The following is a 4,665-nucleotide window of genomic DNA, read 5'->3' as shown; positions in this document are numbered from 1 at the left end:
ATTTTATGTGATTTTACTCATAAATGTATGTTCATGTTTTTGTTGTTTTTATCGGTGATCGCTGTACAATTTGTACTTAGTTAATCATTACGGAAACTGGCAATGAAAAGAGAACAAACGATTGATAAGCTCTATCAGCTAGCCGAACAAACTCAACAAGTTCAGGCTGACCGAATTGAGATTATTTTGGAAGAGCGAAGTGACGAGCATTTTCCGCCTATGTCCAAGGCTATGATGGAGACTCGTTCTGGCTTAACTCGTCGTAAATTGGATGAAGCTATCACTAAGCTTGAGGCGGAAGGCCACCAGTTTACGAAGAATAATGCTAACCATTACTCAATTTCATTGACCGAAGCTCACATGCTGATGGACGCGGCTGAAGTGCCAAAATTCCACCAACGTAAACAGCATGCGGGGAATAAGCCATGGATTATCAACGTACAGAACCAAAAGGGTGGTACGGGTAAATCAATGACAGCGGTTCATTTAGCGGCATGTTTATCTTTGAATCTTGATAAACGTTACCGTATCTGTCTGATTGACTTAGATCCACAAGGCTCTCTGCGCTTATTCCTAAACCCACAAATTAGTGGCACTGAGCACGATAGCATTTATTCTGCTGTTGATATCATGTTGGACAACGTGCCAGAAGGCCAAGAAGTTGACCAAGAATTTCTGCGTAAAAATGTACTGTTGCCAACACAATACCCAAACCTAAAGACTATTTCTGCTTTCCCAGAAGATGCAATGTTCAACGCTGAAGCGTGGCAAAGCCTTTCTCAAGATCAGTCTTTAGACATTGTGCGTCTTTTAAAAGAGAAGCTTATCGATAAAATCGCGGATGATTTTGACGTGATTATGATTGATACCGGCCCGCACGTAGACCCTCTGGTATGGAACGCGATGTACGCGTCTAACGCACTGTTGATTCCATGTGCGGCGAAGCGTTTAGACTGGGCTTCAACGGTTAACTTCTTTCAACACTTACCAACCGTGTACGAAATGTTCCCGGACGATTGGAAAGGGCTTGAGTTTGTTCGTCTGATGCCAACCATGTTTGAAGACGATAACAAGAAACAGGTATCAGTACTGACTGAAATGAACTACCTGTTGAATGACCAAGTAATGATGGCAACGATTCCAAGAAGCCGCGCATTCGAGACTTGTGCCGATACTTACAGCACGGTTTTCGACCTGACAGTGAGTGATTTTGAAGGCGGTAAGAAGACTCTGGCTGTCGCTCAAGACGCGGTACAAAAAAGTGCTCTAGAATTAGAGCGAGTATTACATAGCAACTGGCCTTCACTTAATCAGGGATAACAAGAATGGCAATTAAAACATCTGACTTAAATGCAAAGCTATTTGGTAAGGCGAACAAACGTCGTGTTGCTACGCCTCAAGAAGCGCAAACGGCTGCTAAAGAACAGGCTCAAGTGATCGAGCTTTCTGTTGCTGGCGAAGATTTAGTTTCATTTGAATTGGTTCGAATTCCTGCTTCTGAAGTAGCAACTCGCACCGTTGTTTTTGAAGAGAATGCTCGTGAGCAATCTTTCCTAAATGAACATGCTCTTTCTGATGTTCTGACAACATTGAAAGAACGCGGTCAGCAATATCCAGCTGTTGGTCGTAAAAACAAAGACGGTAAGATCGAAGTTCTTGATGGTAGCCGTCGTCGTATGTCGTGTATTTTGGCTGACAAAGAGTTCCTTATCTATGTTGCTGAAAACATTAACGGCGAACACGCTAAGTTCTTATCTGACGTTGCAAACGCTCATAAACCACTTTCTCTGTACGAGAAGGGGAAAGAGATGCAAGCGAAGCTTGATAAAGGCGAAGCTGAAGACCAAAAAGCGCTAGCAAAAATGTTCCAATGCAGTGAGGCGCTAGTAAGTGGTGCATTGAAAGCAGCCGCTTTACCACTGGAATTACTGCAAGCTTACCCAAATGTGAGCGATCTTGGTCGCCCAACGATTGTTAAACTGCATAAACAATTCAGCGGCCTGACTGACGACCAACAACAATCGTTACTGACTAAGTGTGATGCGTCTGAAGGCTTTGTGTGGCAGCGCAGCGAAGCACAAGGTGTAACTCGTTTAACTAAAGACGTAACGGAAACACTAGAAGGTTGGATTCTTGAACTGGCTCCTGCGCCAGCGAAAAAAGCATCACCTAAAGTTGAGCTTATCAAAGGTCGTGCTTCATACAGCCGCAAGGGCTCAAATCTAGCGCTAAACCTGAAGAAAGTTGACGATGCAACGATGCAAGAAATCCTAGCGTTCGTGCAATCGAAACTCGACTAAGTAAATTTCTTTCCAAACTTCTCTAAAGCCGCTTTATGCGGCTTTTTATTTGGCTGTGATAAACTGTGTTTAGATGAATCTGGACACAAATTATGACAAGCCTAACCAACACGTTTCTGAATACACTTTCCGATATCGCCCAACATAATGACCACCGTTACGGCGTGGTGTTTAATGGCAGCGCGACATGGCAAAATTCCGCTATCTCTAGTTACCTCAAAGAGAACAACACACAAACCGTTTTCCAAATTGGTGGGACTCCATTTGATGGCGTTATACATGCGCCTGCAAAGAAAGGTCAGCAACTTCTCGGTCGCGAATGCCAAGTGCTTGTTTGTGATTTTAGAGAGCAATTTGATGCGAATGGCTTTAGTGCAGCACTCGGTGCCTTGGTCGGTGGCGGACTGTTGTTGGTGTTACCGCCTGATATTGAAAATATCGAAGGTTTAGTGTTTGGCCAACGTTGGTTACATACGTATTTCGAAAAGCTTATTTCTGTGTCTCAAGATGATGAAGCTTCAGGATTGGAACGCAGCTTCGATTTACTTCCACAAAAGAGTAACGATCCAGAACATCTAGATCGATTTGCGCAGCAGAATATTGCTGTTGAGTCGGTCAAGAAAGTGGTGTCTGGTCATCGAAAGCGTCCTTTGATTTTAACGGCTGACAGAGGCCGTGGTAAAAGCTCGACGTTAGGTATTGCAGCAGCGCAGCTTTTGGCTGAACGTCCTGGATTCAACATTATTGTGACAGCGCCATCTGTTAAAGCAACCGAGCCTGTTTTTTCACATGCGCAGCAAAGGCTCGATGGCTGTGAAGCCCTTAATGCCATTCATGTTTGCTACCAAGGTGGCAGCCTTAGATTTGTCGCGCCAGACGAATTACTAAAATCCAAGCCTGATTGCGATCTGTTGTTGGTTGATGAAGCAGCGGCGATTCCCATTCCAATGTTGAAGTCTATGGTTGATAGTTATCACCGTATGGTTTTTTCAACCACGGTTCATGGCTATGAAGGGAGCGGTCGAGGTTTCGGAATCAAATTCGAAGCATGGCTTTCTAAGCATCGCCCAGGCTGGAAAGGATACAGACTTGAACAGCCTATCCGTTGGAATAATAACGACCCGCTTGAAGCTTGGTTGTTTGATTGTTTCTTACTTGGTGCAGCCTCATCAAATGATATGGCAGAGCGCAAGGTTGACGTGCTTTCTAATGAGAAACTCAACTCACTAAGTTTGGTCGAGTTATCCAAGCAAGATTGTTTAGCTAACCCAAGTAAGCTCCATCAATGTTTCTCTCTGCTGGTTGATGCTCATTATCAAACATCTCCAAATGACCTGATGCAGTTCCTAAGTAATCCTGCGATTCAACTGTACGCCGTGTGGCAGCAAGAAGAGTGTTTGGGTTGTATGTTGGTCACGCAAGAGGGTGGGTTAGACAGTGAATTGATTTCCCAGATTCAAATTGGAAAACGCAGACCACAAGGTCATCTTGCTCCTGTGTTGTTAGCTAATCAACTCGGAGCCACACAAGCAGCAACGAGCCACTGTATCAGAGTGATGCGTATTGCTGTATCAACACGTCATCAAGGTTTTGGTATTGGCAGTTGGATGTTGGATAAGTTGTCGCAACACATCGAACAAGCCGACTACTTAGCGACGAGTTTCGGCGCGACCAGTAATTTGATTGCATTCTGGCGTAACAACGATTTTGCTCCAGTACATATTGGCCACCAGCGTGATCAGGCAAGTGGTTGTCACTCTGTGCTAATGGTTAAGCCTCTTAATGCCAATTCTGAAACTTGGGTCAGTCAACTTCTGCACCATTTTGAGCGCAGCTTTTGTTTTGTCGTTTCGGGTTCACTTGCGTCTCTTGAAGTCGATATGGTGCGTGCACTGTTGCCAACTTATTGTGAATCAATCTGCGAGCTTGAAGCCCAACTTATCAAGAACTATGTTGATGGAGGCAATAGTTACGACAGCATTGGCTACAGTGTGTTGAAGTTGGTGCTTATTAGTAATGCACGTCAAGCTCAGGTAGTCCCCCTCGATTCTACGAATATTGCTTATTCTTGCGTTTCTGATTTGTTGCTTGCTAAAGTCGTTCAACAGAAAGGGTGGGGGAGCTGTGTTGAACAGTTTAACTTTATTGGGCGTAAGCAAGCAGAGGCTCAATTTCGAAAAGATGTCGAAGCCTTACTCGCTAATTTACAGTGTAAATAGCGACAGTCGATTTCAAACGAGATTTACAGTGTAAATTAGAAGGTTGAATTTACACTGTAAACTGTCCCTTAATCCCAAGCCTTCTGCCTCATTTCGATTCCACTCCCTCAATTTCTTATTTAACTCACCACATCACAGGACAGTGA

Annotated in this window: 3 protein-coding genes; all 3 read left to right on the top strand. The window is 44.1% G+C overall.

Annotation, left to right across the window (positions count from 1 at the left end; all coding sequences use genetic code 11):
* Positions 1 to 102 precede the first annotated feature (102 nt).
* The 3 genes from BCT81_RS18485 (at position 103) to BCT81_RS18475 (ending at position 4,519) form a co-directional block, all read left to right on the top strand.
* On the top strand, positions 103 to 1,320 hold the full coding sequence (locus BCT81_RS18485) for a ParA family protein (protein WP_004736920.1): 1,218 nt from the start codon (positions 103 to 105) through the stop codon (positions 1,318 to 1,320).
* 5 nt (positions 1,321 to 1,325) lie between these two features.
* A complete protein-coding gene (locus BCT81_RS18480) occupies positions 1,326 to 2,300 on the top strand; it encodes a ParB/RepB/Spo0J family partition protein (protein ID WP_102425412.1) in 975 nt (324 codons plus the stop codon).
* A gap of 92 nt (positions 2,301 to 2,392) precedes the next feature.
* Positions 2,393 to 4,519 carry a GNAT family N-acetyltransferase gene (locus BCT81_RS18475; protein WP_102425411.1) on the top strand — a complete coding sequence of 709 codons (2,127 nt, stop codon included), beginning with the start codon at positions 2,393 to 2,395 and terminating at the stop codon, positions 4,517 to 4,519.
* The last annotated feature ends 146 nt before the right edge of the window (positions 4,520 to 4,665 follow it).

The organism is Vibrio sp. 10N.261.52.A1 (genome assembly GCF_002876325.1).
GTDB classification, from domain to species: Bacteria; Pseudomonadota; Gammaproteobacteria; order Enterobacterales; family Vibrionaceae; genus Vibrio; species Vibrio chagasii.
Note: the sequence above shows the minus strand (reverse complement) of the source record. Positions and strands in the feature narration are given on the sequence as shown.

What these genes read in the sequence shown, in the direction of transcription:
- BCT81_RS18485 (WP_004736920.1), top strand. Translation starts at nt 103, where the DNA reads ATGAAAAGAGAACAAACGATTGATAAGCTCTATCAGCTAGCCGAACAA.
- BCT81_RS18480 (WP_102425412.1), top strand. Translation starts at nt 1,326, where the DNA reads ATGGCAATTAAAACATCTGACTTAAATGCAAAGCTATTTGGTAAGGCG.
- BCT81_RS18475 (WP_102425411.1), top strand. Translation starts at nt 2,393, where the DNA reads ATGACAAGCCTAACCAACACGTTTCTGAATACACTTTCCGATATCGCC.